Annotated in this window: 7 protein-coding genes; 3 read left to right on the forward strand and 4 right to left on the reverse strand. The window is 69.7% G+C overall.

Annotated features, from left to right (window positions below; all coding sequences use genetic code 11):
• Positions 1–3: 3 nt before the first annotated feature.
• The 3 genes from AB0B98_RS08880 (at position 4) to AB0B98_RS08890 (ending at position 9,170) form a co-directional block, all read left to right on the forward strand.
• The gene (locus tag AB0B98_RS08880; RefSeq protein WP_357361623.1) at positions 4–7,644 is read left to right on the forward strand and encodes a SpvB/TcaC N-terminal domain-containing protein; all 7,641 of its coding nucleotides are present in this window, start codon (positions 4–6) and stop codon (positions 7,642–7,644) included.
• A gap of 38 nt (positions 7,645–7,682) precedes the next feature.
• Positions 7,683–8,522: a helix-turn-helix domain-containing protein gene (locus tag AB0B98_RS08885; RefSeq protein ID WP_357361624.1), complete on the forward strand. Its 840-nt coding sequence runs from the start codon at positions 7,683–7,685 to the stop codon at positions 8,520–8,522.
• Between the two features lie 66 nt (positions 8,523–8,588).
• Positions 8,589–9,170, forward strand: coding sequence for a dihydrofolate reductase family protein (locus AB0B98_RS08890; RefSeq protein ID WP_238668040.1), 582 nt, complete (start codon positions 8,589–8,591; stop codon positions 9,168–9,170).
• 16 nt (positions 9,171–9,186) lie between these two features.
• Here the strand turns inward: AB0B98_RS08890 and AB0B98_RS08895 are convergent, their stop codons facing one another.
• The 4 genes from AB0B98_RS08895 to AB0B98_RS08910 form a co-directional block, all read right to left on the reverse strand.
• Complete coding sequence (locus AB0B98_RS08895) at positions 9,187–10,419, reverse strand: MFS transporter (protein ID WP_357361625.1); 1,233 nt, start codon at positions 10,417–10,419, stop codon at positions 9,187–9,189.
• A 142-nt stretch (positions 10,420–10,561) separates the two neighbouring features.
• The gene (locus AB0B98_RS08900; RefSeq protein ID WP_357361626.1) at positions 10,562–11,143 is read right to left on the reverse strand and encodes an NAD-dependent epimerase/dehydratase family protein; all 582 of its coding nucleotides are present in this window, start codon (positions 11,141–11,143) and stop codon (positions 10,562–10,564) included.
• Between the two features lie 391 nt (positions 11,144–11,534).
• A complete protein-coding gene (locus tag AB0B98_RS08905) occupies positions 11,535–12,977 on the reverse strand; it encodes a PLP-dependent aminotransferase family protein (RefSeq protein WP_357361627.1) in 1,443 nt (480 codons plus the stop codon).
• Positions 12,978–14,001: 1,024 nt separating this feature from the next.
• Complete coding sequence (locus tag AB0B98_RS08910; RefSeq protein ID WP_357361628.1) at positions 14,002–14,925, reverse strand: aldo/keto reductase; 924 nt, start codon at positions 14,923–14,925, stop codon at positions 14,002–14,004.
• Positions 14,926–14,998 lie beyond the last annotated feature (73 nt).

The following is a 14,998-nucleotide window of genomic DNA, read 5'->3' on the forward strand; positions in this document are numbered from 1 at the left end:
GCGGTGACGACCAGCTACCCGGTCGGCGGCGGATCGCCGGGGCCCGGCTCCCGGTGGCGCGGCTCCGCCGACCCGACCGGCGCCGGCGCTCCCGGCGGGGCATTCGGCCCGAGCGGGCCGCCGACCGACGCGACCGGCACCGGGGCGCCAGCCGGTCGGGCCGCGACCGGACCGGGACTCGGTGGACCGGCGATCAGCCTGCCCACCGGCGGCGGCGCGATCCGGGCCATCGGCGAGACGTTCGCCGCCCACCCCGTCACCGGGACCGGCGGCATGTCCGTTCCCATCCCGGTCAGCGGCGGCCGGTCCGGGTTCCAACCCGACCTGACGCTCAGCTACGACTCGGGCGCCGGGAACGGCCCGTTCGGCCTCGGCTGGCAGTTGCCCGTGCCGGCCATCAGCCGGCGCACCGACCGCGGTCTGCCCCGCTACGACGACACCGACACCTTCCTGCTGTCCGGGGAGGACGACCTGATTCCGGTGCCCGGCGGCACTCCGGTCGCCGGGCACACGGTGCAGCGGTTCCGGCCACGGACCGAGGGGGCGTTCGCCCGCATCGAGCGGTGGACCCGGGACTCCGACGGTGACGTGCACTGGCGCACCCTGTCCGGGTCGAACCTGCTGGCCGTGTACGGCCGCGACGGCGGCTCCCGCATCGGCCTGGGCCGGCGGGTGCACGCCTGGCTGCTCTGCGAGACCCGCGACGACCGGGGCAACGCTGTCGTCTACACCTACAAACCCGAGGACACCGCCGACCTGGACCTGGACCGGCCGCACGAACGGCACCGCACCGACCGGAACGCCAACCGCTACCTCAAGTCGGTGCGGTACGGCAACACCGTGCCGCTGCTCGACCCCGACGGCCGGCGCCCGGTGGACCTGACGCCGGCCCGGATCGCCGACGCCGGCTGGCTGTTCGAGGTGGTGCTCGACTACGGCGAGCACCACCCGGACACCCCGCTGCCCGCTGACACCGGGGACTGGACCTGCCGGCCGGACCCGTTCTCCACCTACCGTGCCGGCTTCGAGGTCCGCACCTACCGGCTGTGCCGCAGGATCCTGATGTTCCACCACTTCCCTGACGAGCCCGAGGTGGGCGCGGACTGCCTGGTCCGCGCGGTGGAGCTGGAATACGCCAGCGGGCCCGTGCTGTCCACACTGGTCGAGGTGACCCAGCGCGGCTACGCCCCCGCCGCCGGCGGCGGGCACACCAGCGCCGCACTGCCCCCGGTGACCTTCGCATACACACCGGCCACCATCGCGGCGACCACCCGGGAACTGGAGCGCGGCAGCCTGGAAAACCTGCCGGCCGGAGTGGACGGGCGGACCGAGCTGTGGGTGGACCTGGACGGGGAAGGAATCGCCGGGGTGCTGACCGGGCACGAGGGTGCCCTCTACTACCGACCGAACCTCGGCGCCGGCCGGATCGGCCCGGTCACCGCGCTGCCCACAGTGCCGTCGCTGACCGACCTGGCCGGCGGACGCCAGCAACTGGTCGACGTGAACGGTGACGGGCGGATCGAGCTGGTCCAGCTCGGCACCGTGCCGGCCGGTTTCGTCCGCCGCACCGACGACGCCGGCTGGTCCGGCTTCCAGCCGTTCCGCGAGCTGCCCGCCGTCGACTGGGCCAGCCCCGACCTGCTGCTGCTGGACCTCACCGGGGACGGCCGGGCCGACCTGCTGATCGCCGGTGACACAGTGCTGGCCTGGCACGAGTCGCTGGCCGAGGTGGGGTACGGCCCGGCGCGACCCGCGCTCTGGCCCGCCGACGAGGACCGTGGGCCGCGGCTGCTGCGCTCCGACGACCGGCAGAGCATCTTCCTCGCCGACATGTCCGGCGACGGGCTCACCGACCTGGTCCGGGTCCGCGACGGTTCCGTCTGCTACTGGCCCAACGTCGGTTACGGACGATTCGGCGCCAAGGTCGAGATGGACGACGCGCCGTGGTTCACCGGGCTGGACGAGTTCGACCCAGCCCGGGTGCTCCTCACCGACGTGGACGGCACCGGCGTGATGGACCTGTGCTACCTGGGCCGGCGCGAGATCCGGCTCTGGTACAACCAGTCCGGCAACGGCTGGTCGGCCCCCGCCGACCTGCCCGACCTGCCGCACGTCACGCCCGATTCGACGGTGACAGTGACCGACCTGCTGGGTACCGGCACCGGCTGCCTGGTGTGGTCGTCGCCGCTGCCCGGCGACGCGGCCGGCCCGGTGCGCTACCTGAATCTGGCCGCCGACGGCAAGCCACACCTGCTCGCCCGGGTGGTGAACAACCTGGGCGGCGAGACCACCATCCGGTACGCCGCTTCGACCGCCTTCCAGTTGGCCGACCGGCGAGCCGGCCAGCCGTGGGTGACCGGACTGCCGTTCCCGGTGCAGGTCGTCGAGCGGGTGGAGCAGGTGGACCGGATCACCGGGACCCGGCTGGTCACCGGCTACCGCTACCACCACGGGCACTACGACGGCGACGAGCGGGAGTTCGCCGGCTTCGGCATGGTCGAGCAGATCGACGGCGAGTCCTTCGTGGACCACGTGCTGGGCGTCGAGGCGGTCGACGGGCATCAGGACACCTCGCCCGAGCTGTTCCAGCCACCGGTCACCACGAAGACCTGGTACCACACCGGCGCCCCGGTCGACCTGTCCGCCGAGTGGTACGCCGGCCGGCACCTGCCCACTGTGGAGCTGCCGGTCGGAGTCTCCGCCGCGGAGCTGCGGGAGAGCCGTCGGGCGTTGCGCGGCCTGCCGCTTCGGCAGGAGGTGTACTCGTACGACGGCAGTTCCGCGCAGGAGCACCCGTACGGGGTGGTCGAGCAGACGTACCAGGTGCAGCGGCTGGACGCGCGGGTGTTCGTCGCCGTCGAACGGGAGGCGGTCAGCCTCTCCTACGACCGGCAGCCGGACGAGCCCCGGATCAGCCACCGGCTCAACCTGGTCCTCGGCCCGTACGGCACCGTCGTCCAGGCCGCCGCCGTGGTCTACGGTCGCACCACGCCCGACCCGGAGCTGCCCGTCGAGGTGACCGCCGAACAGCGACGCCGTCACGTCACGTACGGCGAGCAGCGGTACACCCCGGACATCGACGAGACACTGCCGGTGCCGGCGTACCGGATCCGCGCCGCGTACGAGGCGGTCGGGCACGAGCTGACCGGGCTGGCCCCGGCCGGCCCGCTGTTCACCCGCGCCGAACTGCTCGCCGGGTTCGCGGCGGCCACCCCGATCGGGTACGAGGTGGTGGCGGACGAGGTCAGCGCGCAGCGGCGGTTGCTGTCCCGGTCACAGGTGCGCTTCCGGGACAACGCGCTGACGCCGCTGCCGGCCGGTCAGTGGGACAGCCTGGGGTTGGGGCACCAGACGTACCAACTCGCCTTCACCCCGGCCGCGCTGGCCGCGGGTTACGGCACTGCGGTGACCGGCGCGGACCTGACCGCCGCCGGCTACGTGCACCTCGACGGCGGCCCGGACTGGTGGATCCCCTCCGGCGAGCTGCGCTATCCCGCCGATCCGGCCGCGCACTTCTACCTGTCCAACGGGGCAGTGGACGCGCTGGGCCTGGCGACGGCTGTCACCTTCGACGACTACCACCTGCTCACCGAGCGGGTGACCATCGACCAGGCGTCCTGGTCGGTCACCACCGCTGTGAACAACTACCTTGTGCTCGGCCCGAGCCTCGTCACCGACCCGAACGGGCAGCGCCGCGCGGTGCGCTACGACGAGTTGGGCCGGGTGGTGGCCTCTGCGCTGCTCGGCCGGCCCGGCGCCGGGGACGGCGACACCCTCGACGATCCGACGTTGACGTTCACCTACGACCCGTTCAACTGGGTGGTCAACGGCCAGCCCGCGTACAGCCGGGGCCGGCACCGGGAACGGCACGGCCCGACCAACACGCGCTGGCTGGAGAGTTACGAGTACAGCACCGGCACCGGTGGGGTGGCGATCACCAAGTCGCGGGTGCATCCCGGCAGAGCCCTGGAGGTGGGGGAGGACGGGGTGGCCGTCGAGGTGGACGCCGACCCGCGCTGGGTCGGCACCGGCCGCACGGTTGTCAACAACAAGGGCAACCCGGTGAAGCGGTACCAGCCCTACTTCAGCACCACCCACGAGTACGAGGACGCCGCGGCGCTGCGCGAGATCGGCGCCACAGCGATCCGCTACTACGACCCGCTGGGCCGGGCCGTGCTGACCCGGTATCCGGACGGCACCCTCAGCCGGGTCGAGTCCAATGCCTGGTCGCACCGGCTGTTCGACGCCAACGACACGGTGCTCGACAGCCAGTGGTACGCCGAGCGGGGCAGCCCCGCCGTGTCCGACCCGGAACCGGCCGACCCGGCCACCCGCGCCGCGTGGCTCGCCGCCACGCACGCCGACACACCCTCCGTGATCCACTTCGACAGCCTCGGCCGGGCCGTCTACACGGTGGCCGACCGGGGCGCCGGCCAGCGGTTCGGCGTACGCACCACCGGAGACCTCACCGGCCGGTCCTGCGACGGGTACGACGCGCTGGGCCGGCACATCGCCACCGCGGCCACCGCCATGCACGGCGCGGGAGTGCGGTCGTGGAGCGCGGAGAAGGGCGAGCGGTGGGTGTTCCAGGACGTGCTCGGTGGGGTGCGCCGGATCTGGGACGAACACGGCCGGACCTTCCGCACGACGTACGACGCCCTGCACCGGCCCGTCGGCCTGTACGTCAGCGAGTCCGCCGGCGCGGAGCGCTGTGTGCAGTACGTGGTCTTCGGCGACCGGCATCCGGACGCGGCGACGCTGGGCCTGCACGGCGTGCCGTACCTGGTGTTCGACCCGGCGGGCCAGGTGCGGGTGCCCGAGGTGGACTTCAAGGGCAACCCGCACCGCGCCGAACGGAGACTCGCCACCGACCATGTCGACGGCCCGGACTGGTCACCGGTGGCCGCCGCGCCCGACCACGCCGCGCTGCTGGCCGCTGCGGCGCCGCTGCTGGAGAGCGAGGTCTTCGGCACCGCCGCGGAGTACGACGCGGTGAACCGTCCAACACTGGTCACCCTGCCCGACGCCACCGAGCTGCGACCGACCTACCTTGAGGGCGGCATGCTGGGCCGGCTCACCGCGCGGCTGCGCGGCCAGGGCGCTGAGGTGGAGTTCCTGTCCGAGCAGGACTACGACGCGTTGGGTCGGCGGCGGTTCGCCCGGCACGGCAACGGCCTGGTCACCGAGTACTTCTACGACCCGATGACGTTCCGGTTGGAACGTCTGCTGACCGCCGGGGTGCGCGACCTTCGCTACACCTACGACCCGGTGGGCAACCTGACCCGGGTGGCCGAGCCGGGCGCGCCGACCTTCTTCGGCAACGCGGCGGTGCCGGCGGCCAGCGACTACGCGTACGACCCGCTCTACCAGTTGATCCGGGCGAGTGGGCGGGAGTTGGCCGGGGCGCCGAACGACGCGATCCGCGACCAGACCGACGTGCCGCCCGCCGGTAGCCTCACCGATGCCGGCGCGGTACGTGCCTACACCGAGGAGTACGAGTACGACCCGCTGGGCAACCTCACGGTGCTCCGGCACCGGTTCCGGACGCAGGCCGGGGTGGGTGCCGGCTGGACCCGGCATTACCGGTACGCGTACCAGGACGACCCGGCCGACGCCACGAACCGGTTGGCCGCCACGAGCCTGCCCGGCGACGCCGACGCCGGCCCCTACTCGGCCCTGTACGCGCACGACGCCGTCGGCAACCTGACCGTCATGCCGCACCTGCCGGCCCTGGAGTGGAACGTCCACGACCAGCTCCGCCGGGTCGACCTCGGCGGCGGTGGCGAAGCCCGGTTCGTCTACGCCGCGAGCGGGCGGCGGCTGCGCAAGGTCGTGGACCGGCCGGGCAGCGTCCAACTTGAATGGATCTTCCTGGGTGCGGTCACAGTGTTCCGGCGGCGCAACCGGGTCACCGGCACCCTCCAGCACGAACGGTGGACCACCACCATCGCCGACGACACCGGCCCGGTCGCCCAGGTGGACGTCAAGACCGTCGACGTCGGCGGCTTCGACCCGGCCAACCCGCTCGGCGTTGCGCTGATCCGTTACCAGCTCACCAACCACCTCGGCTCGGCCGCGCTGGAGACCGACGCGGCAGGGGTGCTCATCTCCTACGAGGAGTACCACCCGTACGGCACCACCGCGTACCGGTACGGCCGGCCGGGCAACGACCTGAGCCTGAAGCGGTACCGCTTCGGCGGGCACGAGGTCGACGACGAGACGGGTTTCTGCTACGCCGGCGCTCGGTACTACGTGCCGTGGCTGGGCAGGTGGGCGAGCAGCGATCCGGGCGGCTTCGCCGACGGGGGCAACCTGTTCCGGTACTGCCGCAACAATCCGGTGGGAATGGCCGATCCGGCCGGGTTCAAGCCCGCCACTGTCAAGGGGCCGGAAACCCACGACATCTCCATCACGGAGTCCCACTTCACCGGGTCCGAGAACCCCACCGTGGAGGACTTCCGCCGCTATCTCAACAGTCACGGCGCGACCCTCGACCCGCGGATCAACAACAAGAACTCGGTCATCTACTACCAGGCCAACGTCACCCTCAACCTGGAGGGCGGCAACTGGTCCGAGCATCCGGGCGGCACCTGGGTGCTGCACGCCGTACTGCCGCCCCCGGCACCGCCGAAACCGAAGCCCGCGCCGCCTCCGCCGCCACCGGAGCCGCCACCGGCCGAGCCGCCACCACCCACACCGGCCCCACCACCCGAACCGCCCCCGGCCGCGCCGCCGGCCGACAACGGCGGCAAGGCTCCGGCCGCACCCGGCGTCACCGGTGGCGCTGCCGCGCACACCGCGCCCGCCGCCGAGAAGTTCATCTGGAACTTCAAGTTCAAGGGCGGCCGGGGGACGTTCCGCGGCAACATCCTCGAATGGCTCTACGGCATGCCGTGGCGCGACAACACGGCGGACTTCGACCTGGAGACCAGCACCACGGTCAAGCAGATCAAGTCGACCGACCGGTACGGCAAGGCCGGTGACATCGCCCGGGAGGCGACCCGGGACGCGGATGCCGCGATCCAGGCCAACCCGAGCGGCACCATGGCCGGCAAGCGGTCCCAGGCCGTCATCATCACCGAGACCGATGCGCCGGCCAGCGCCGGGAACGCGATCCGCACGGCGACCAACCCGGGACGCGGGCGGGACATCCCGGCCAGTGCCACGGCCCCGGAGCACGTGCGCGGACTGCCGGGCCGGACCGGGATGCTCGGCAAGGGGCTCAGCGTCGTCGGGTTCGGTCTGTCGGCGTTCGCCCTGTGGGGCGACTACCAGCACGGCGACTGGGAGATGGGCGTCGGTGACGCGCTCGGCGCGGTCGGCGGTGGCCTGGAGCTGTACGCCATCGCCGTGCCCGGTGCCACTGTCGCCACAGTCAGCGCGATGACCGCCGGACTGGTGATCGGTGGCATCGGTCTGGCCGCCGTCTCGTACGTCAGCATGAACCGGGCCGCCGAGGCCGGCGACACGCCAGGGGTGGTGGCCGGCGGCGTCGGCATCGGGGCGGGTCTGGCCATCGCCGCTGGCGCTATCGGCATCGCGGCCGGCAGCGTGGTGATCGCTCCGGTCGTGCTCGTGGTCGGCGTCGTCGCCGCCATCGGCGTGGGGATCTTCCACGCGGGCCGCTACTTCGACTGGTGGTGACCCACGTTCCCCGCTGTCACGTCGGCGATACTGTGGGCGTGGAGTACGTGTCCAGAGTGCCTCGACCGCCGCTGGACGGGCTGATCGACGACCTCTACTACCTGGAGGGTGCGCCGCCGTACGCCCGGCTGACGCTGCCGGCAAGTCCGGCGGCGTTCCTCATCGTCAACCTCGGGGCACCGTTTCGCATTCGGGCCGGCACCGAGATCGAGACGGCCGAGTACGCCGACGGCTGCGTGGTCACCACGCCCAGCCGCGCGTTCGAGTTCGGCTATCCACCCCGGACCCGGTCCATCGGCGTGCACTTCAAGCCGTGGGGGCTGGCGCCGTTCCTGCCGATGCCCGCAGTGCAGCTGTGCGACCGGCCGGTGACGGTGGAGCAGGTGTGGGGCCGACCCGCCACTGCTGAGCTGCGCGACCGGCTGGCCACGGCCGAGGGACCCCACGAGATGTTGACGCTGCTCGAGGAGGAGTTGCTGCGACGGCTGGGCGACGCGGCCGGCCTGGGGCTGGTCCGCCATACGAGCCGCATCATCGCCGCGACCAGCGGGGCGGTGGCGATCGATGACCTGAGGGTTTCCGCCGGTGTCAGCAGCACGCACCTGGCGCAGCGGTTCAAGGAGCTCATCGGCGTCACGCCGAAGCGGTTGGCCCGCAGCTACCGCTTCGCCGCCACAGTGCTGTCGATCAACCCCGCCGAACCGGTCGACTGGGCCGACCTCGCCGGTGGCGCAGGCTACTTCGACCAGGCCCACTTCGGCCACGAGTTCCGGGCCTTCACCGGGCTCACACCGACCCGGTACGTCGAAGTCAGGCGGCGGTTCCTGCGCGAACATCCCGGCCACGTGCTGGACGGCTGGCCGCTACCGACCGATTGATTCCTTACAAGAGCGACAGCCCACGAAACTCTAACCTCGGGGCATTCCAAGCAGAGGAGCTTGCCCATGGGCGAAGTAGTCATGTACAGCTCGGTGTCGGTGGATGGCTTCATCGCCGACGAGAACGACCAGCCCGGACCGCTGTTCGACTGGTTGACCAGCGGTGACGTCCCGTTGGACGAGAGCGGCGCGTTGAAGGTGTCACAGGCGTCCTTCGACTACATCCGACCGTACTGGGACCAGATCGGGGTGACGATCGCCGGCCGCCATGTCTTCGACATGACGGACGGCTGGGACGGGAAGCCTCCGAGCGGGATCGACCACGTGGTCGTCGTGACGCACCGGCCGAAGCCCGAGGGGTGGGACCCCGAGGCGCCGTTTCACTTCGTCGACGGCGTCAAGGCAGCCGTGGCCAGGGCGCAGGAGCTCGCGGGGGACCGCATCGTCGAGGTCGCCGCTGGCGACGTCGGCGGCCAGGTGCTTGCCGCGGGCCTGGTCGACGAGGTGCGCATGGACGTCGTACCTGTCGTGTTCGGGTCCGGCAAGCGCTACTTCGGGTCGGTCCACGCCCAGCACCTGTTGGACGATCCTGACGTGGTGATTCAGGGCAACCGGGTGCTTCACCTGCGCTGTCGGGTGCGCCGTTGACCGACCCGAGCGTCCGTCAGCCGCGGGTGCGCCCTCTGATCCGGGTCTGGCCGGCGAGGCTGATGAGCGTCAGGAGGACGGTCAACGCGGTGTAGCAGACGACTGCCGGCACCTCGCCGAGAGGGCCGACGAGCTGCCCCTCGATGACGATGGGTAGCCCGAAGGCGAGGTAGGAGACGACGTAGATTCCGCCGACGACTCCCGCGCGCTGGTGCGCTGCCGCGAGCGGGAAGATGAGGCGTAGCGCGGCGGTGAAGGACGCACCGAAGCCGACACCGGCGACAGCCTGCCCGATGATCATGACGGCCAGGCTTCCGGCGAACACTCCACCGATGATGCCGATGGCCCCGGCGAGGGACGCGTAGATTCCGATGATCATCGCTCGCCGTGGGTCGACGCGGGCGAAGGTCAGTCCGACGATTGCCGAAACCGCCGGCGCGATGAACCCGGCCACGCCGTTGAGCAGGCCGCTGTCCAGATGGAAGACGCTGCGAACCATGCTCGGGGCCAGCCCGCCGGAGAGACCTGCGAGCATCCAGACGGCGGCGACCACCGGCGCCGCGGCGGCGAACTCCGCTCGGGCGGCGGGTGGGATGGCGACGCGCGGAACCATCGAGCGGAGCGCACCGGCGGTACGGGGCATGGTCTCCGGAGACAGGGCGATGACGACGGCACCGAGAATCGTGAGGACGATGAGGACGGCGAAGACGATCGAGTTCGCCCTGGGCGTGAGCTGGATGGCGAGACCGGCCAGCAGGGAGCCGGCACTCAGCCCACCGGTGAGGCCGACACTGCCGAGGACCGTACCCAGTCTCTTCCTGTTCGGCGGGGTGAGTTCGACGAGCGCTGCGGTGAAGGCTGCCGTCGCCGCGCCGCTGGCGACACCTTGCACGATGCGCCCGGCGATCACCCAGCTCACGTCGGGGGCGACGAGGAACAGGGCGTTCGACGCGAGTTGGATCACCAGCGCGCCGATCAGCACCGGGCGCCGGCCGACATGGTCGGACAGCGACCCCAGGGTGAGGACGGCGGCGAGGAAGCCGATCGCATAGACAGCGAACGCCAGCGTGAGTAGCGACGGCGCGAAGTTCCACTGCTGGCGATAGAGCACCAGCAGGGGCGTCAGCACACCCGCCGCGAGATACAGGCTGGTGAACGCGAGCGCCGCACCTGTCAACGCCAGGCCGGCGGGGAGGGTGCGCCGCCGACGGGTCGAGGGCGCCTCGATGGTTCCCGGAATCGAGGACATGACAGCTCCATGGGGTGGCCGCAGCGATGGGCCGACGAATTGGTGACGGTGGGAAGGGGATTCGGCCGCCGGGCCACTGCCGTCGGGCCCGGGTCTGGCCCACGGCCGGGTTCGGCGCGACGCGGCGGCCGGATCGTGATCGCTAGTCGGTGATGACGACGACGCCCGACGCCGCATCCAGCAGTTGCACAGTGCGCTCGGCGGCCCGATCGATCTGGACCCGAGGCTCGGCCGGGATTCGCTGTTCGTTGTAGGTGCCGAGCCCGTAGAACTGTCCGTAGCTCAGCACCACGCCACCCTCGGCGAGGACGGCGCGCTCCAACTCGGCGACAGCCCGGGCGTCGGGCCCGTCCGGAAGCTGCCAGGCGACGGTCTGGGCCAGGATCTTCGGCGATCCGCTCTGCCGCGCCGCCTCGATGAGGTTCTGGTTGCCCTCGGTCCTGATGCGAGCGTTCAGCTCCGCATGATCACCGATCCTCTCCACCTCATCCGGTAGATCGGTCAGTTCGTTCAGGATGATGTCCGGTGCGAAGTCTCGAACCGCCTGGATCACCGCGTCCCGGTCGAAGACGTCGCACAGGATCGGCTCGGCGCCAAGTTGCGCCAGCAGCTCCGTCTTGTTGGCCGATCGCGTCATGCCACCGACCACGTGCCCCATCTGCACCAGTCGGGGGATCAGCCGCTGTCCGATGACGCCGGACGCACCGGCAAGAAATACCCGCATCATGTCTCCCAATCGTTTGTGGTTCGGTAGGTCGAGCTGTGTGCGCTGCCGCCGCAGGACCCCACCGGTCCGCGCGACGACTGGCCCGCCACGGCAGTGCCGGTGACGCCCTGTCGTTCAGCGGGAGAGAGGGATGTCCTGCCATCCGTCGCCGCGATCGCCCACGGGGCGGAGCGAGACGCGCCGGCCTGTCACGGCAGCCATGCTTGGTAGGCATCAGCCCAGTTCAGGCGCGCTGCGCGCTCCGGGGCTCTTGTCCGTTTACTGATGCTTGGTTCATGGTCACGGCCGCAAAGTTACGCGCCGAGTGGCACCGTTCGCTGGTCCAATTCGGTGGCGAATCCATGGGCCAATCCGGCCTTGATCCAGACGCTGTCGACCTGACGACGCACTACTGGGGCATGACCCTGCACAAGGCGTCCAGCGCTCCCGCCCACGCGCTGTCCGAGGGAGCCGCGAAGTTGACCACCAGGGCGTCCCGCTCGGCCAACTGCCATCCCGAGTCGGCCAGCTCGTGGCGGAAGTCGGCCATCCGGGCCACCGCCAGACCCTGGCGGTCGGCCGCCTGAACGACCGAACCCTCGGTGCCGGACGGAAGTTCGAGGACCGCTTGCAGCCCGGCGGCCAACCCGGTCACGCGGACACCGGGCGCCCGCTGAGTCAACGCCGCGACCAGCTCGTCGCGGCGGCGCCGGTAGCGCACACGCATCGAGCGCACCTGACGGTCGTACGCGCCCGAGGCGATGAACTCCGCGAGGGTCAGCTGCTCCAGCGCACTCGACATGTAGTCGATGTCCCCCTTGGCCGCCACGACCTCCGGGACCAGTTCCTTCGGCAGCACCATCCAACCGAGCCGCAACCCGGGCGCCAGCGACTTGCTCGCCGTGCCGAAGTACACCACCCGCTCCGGGTCGAGACCCTGCAGCGCGCCCACCGGCTGGCGGTCGTATCTGAACTCCCCGTCGTAGTCATCCTCCAAGATCAGCCCACTGGTGGCGCGGGCCCAGTCCACCGCCGCCGTACGCCGCTGCGGGGTCAACGCGACCCCCGTCGGGTACTGATGCGCCGGTGTCAACAGTGCCGCCCCCGCCCCGTCCAACCCCGCCAGGCCGTCGGTGCGCGCGCCGTGCTCGTCGACGTAGAGGGGCGGAATACGCAGGCCAGCGCTGGTCAGCAGATCGCGATACACGTCGAGGCCGTACGACTCGACAGCCAGCGCCGTGACCCGCCGCGCCCGCAGGACCTGCGCCATCAGCGTCAGGCCATGGTGGAAGCCGGCGCAGATCACGATCCGGTCCGGCTCGGCGTACACCCCGCGAGCCCGCGCCAGATAGTCCGCGAGGGCGATACGCAGCTCCACCCGGCCGAGAGCGTCGCCGTAGCCGAAGGCATCGTTCGGGGCCGCCGACAGAGCCCGCCGAGCTGCGGCGAGCCACTGCGTACGGGGAAACTCCGCGAGGGTCGGTGCACCCGGCAGCAGCCCGTACGTGGGACGGCGCTGAGCGGGCCTTGGGCGAGCTGCGGTCTGCGCCGCGCCGCGCGGTTCGGCCCGCTTCGCCACCTGCGTTCCGGAGCCCTGTCGGGCGGTGATCCAGCCCTCGGCGACCAGTTCGGCGTAGGTGTCGGCAACGGTGTTGCGGGCCACGCCGAGATCGGCCGCGAGCGAGCGGGACGACGGTAGCCGCGTGCCGGGCACCAGACGTCCGGTCCGGATGGCCTCCCGCAGGGCGTCCGTGAGCCCGGCGCGCAGGCCGGGGCCGGTCAGGTCCAGATGTAGGTCGACGCCGAACACCGACGCTGTTCTGGCCTCCGAATTGGCCGGCGAATCTGCCATGAAAACAGACCATATAGCAGTCCAACCGACCGAACCCATACCGAGCCTGAACTGGACGAAGCTGGCGCGTTGCGTTGACGGATCTAATTCAAAGACGCCCACCGCCACGACGTACCTGCCAAGGAAGAGGAGGTAGGCACAGCGCTGCGCAGCCAGTACCTGAGCCAGGCACGCGTGGTAGCTGCCGCTGACGCCGCAACTACGCCTGCCTCAGCCCTATCACCCGTCGTGTTGGTCGTGCATTTGCGGGGAAGGGCACGTGTCTGGGATTGGGCAACGGCCCATGGTATCCACCTCTCGATCCGGCAAACGTGATTCGCCACCGCGTCTCGGTGCCCACAGGAATGGGCAATCGGCCGATGCTGTTTGCAACGCGTCCAGGACTGGCGGAGCCCAAGATCAACCTGCTTACGGGCGACTTCGAGTAGTGGGCAGACGGTACCCGGATCAGCCGGGCCGCACCGCACCGACCTCTCAGGGCCGCCTGGTCCGCCCGGTGAGGACATCGAGCTTCGAGGACCAAGTCGCGGCTTTGTCCTTGCTAACCTGATGAACCGTCAGCAGTTCCTGCGCGCTCCGCAAACAGCAGCACTACCCAATCGGGTGACACGCCATCTCGCCGCGCACCGCCGCCTTGACCATCGCAACGACGGGATAAAGGCCGGCTTAGGCTGCCAGCCGATATTCAGGTGATGGCTCTATGCCTTGACGTGCACGAGTCGGTGGGACCGTGCGCAGCGACATCGGCGCCAACTTCGGCACCGCCGATGGCGAGACCGACAGAGGGCCGCAATCTTGTTCTTCAAACCCGCCCACTGTCACCGCCTGCTCGCAAGGGACGTGGCAACGGGCGGCAACTACGAACTCGGCCAAGGACTGTGACGGAGGACCTCTATTCTGATGGATGACGTGTAGGCGGCGGTTGCCCTCCCCATATTCATTTGTTGCTGGCGCAGGCGCCGATGGAATTCGTAACAGGCCATCACGATCTTCACGTCAAGGTCGGCAAGAAAGAAATAGGATATCAGGGAGCTTCCAAATACTCTACGTGTTCTAGGTTTTCAACAAGTTCCGCCAAACTCCGGTGCCCCACGATCACACTCGATACACCTGGTTTAGAAACAACGAATCGTAGTGCCCGTGCCCGGAGGTCAGCGGCTGCCGGCACATTTTTCGCCATCGTCGCTACTTGCTGTAAAGTTGCTGCTACTTTGCGAGGATTGTGGCGAACGTTCCAGCTCCAATAGTCATCCTCCATAGGTAAATCTTCGAGCGACCGGTACCGCCCTGTAAGGTAACCACGTTTGTAAGGCCCGCCGACAAGCACGCCTATTCCGCGTTCCTGGGCCCGGTCTATGGCTTCCCCACATTGCGAATCCAGAATGTTGTACTGAAGCATGATCACGTCGACCGGCTGGTCGAGTGCGTTCATTACGTGACCAGGCTCGTTTTCGAAGCTGTATCCAACTGCTCGGATCCAGCCGACTGCCTGAAGGGTTCTCAGCACCTCAATGGCCAGCCCTCTGCGAACTTCCGCGAGTGAAGGGGCGTGCACGAGGCAAATGTCTAGGACATCCGTACGAAGGCGTCGCAGCGACTGCCGCACTTGCTCGACAAGCCGTTCAGCGCCGAAGCTGCCGCGATGCGAAAGTTCGTCATACTGGCCGACCTTAGTGCAGATGAAAACATCATCTGCCATTGGCCCGAAGGCCTTGCCAAGTAGTTCCTGAGATCGACTCTGATGGTAGCCCATCGTGTCCACGTACTGTCCGTAGACGACCGCAGCATCGAAGATGTTAACGCCAGCATCACGTGCTGTCCGAAGTGTTCGCAGCACCTCATCTTCCTCACCCGCAGCCCAGCGTCCTCCTCCAATTTGCCAGGTACCAAAGCCGAGCACTGATACGTCAAAGCCAGTGCTCCCGAGCTTTCGATATGATGGGTACACGTCCCTCACCTCCCCGTTCGGGAGCGCCGTCTCCGGCCTTGTTATCTACGTCGCCGTAGGTTTAAAGACGCCG

Source organism: Micromonospora sp. NPDC048947 (assembly GCF_040649495.1).
GTDB lineage: Bacteria > Actinomycetota > Actinomycetes > Mycobacteriales > Micromonosporaceae > Micromonospora > Micromonospora alfalfae.